Raw genomic sequence first — 531 nt, 5'->3', positions numbered from 1 at the left:
GGAAAGAGGGGGGAGAGGAGAAAGGAAGAGGGGGAAAGAGGGGAGAGAGAGAAAAAGAAGAGAAGAAGAGGAGAGAGGGGGGGAGGGAGAGAAGAGGAGGAGAGGGGGGAAGGGGGAGGAAAGAGAAAAGAAAAGGGAAAGAAAGAGAAGAAGAAGGGGGAGAGAAAGAGAAAAAGGGGGAGAAGAAGAAAAGAGAAGAGAGAAAAAAGGAAGAAGAGAAAGGGAGAGGGAGAAAAGGGGGGGGGGGGGGGGGAAAAAAGGGAAGAGAAAGGGGAGAGGGAAGAAAGAGAAAAAGGAGAGGGAAGGGAGGGAAAGAAAGGAAAAGAGGGGAAAAGAGAAAGAGAGAAAGGAGAGGGAAAAGAAGAAGAAGGGGAGAAAGAAAAAAAGGGGAAGGGGGAGGAGGAAAAAAAGGAGGGGAAAAAGAAAGAAGGGAGAAAAAGGGGGAGAGAGAGAGAAGAGAGGAGGAAAGAGGGGAGAAGGGAGGGGAGAGGGGAGAAGGGGAAAGAGAGGGGGGGGGGGGGGGGGGGGAGG

Annotated in this window: 1 protein-coding gene; it reads left to right on the top strand. The window is 52.2% G+C overall.

Translation table 11 applies throughout. The annotated features are described in order from the left end of the window. The coding region (locus tag CYP28_RS10835) for a hypothetical protein (protein ID WP_181000390.1) at positions 1–531 on the top strand (531 nt) is incomplete at both ends.

Origin of the sequence: Campylobacter concisus (assembly GCF_002914195.1) — a bacterium.
Taxonomy (GTDB): domain Bacteria; phylum Campylobacterota; class Campylobacteria; order Campylobacterales; family Campylobacteraceae; genus Campylobacter_A; species Campylobacter_A concisus_M.
The sequence above is the reverse complement of the archived record's forward strand: the minus strand, read 5'-3'. Positions and strand labels throughout refer to the sequence as shown.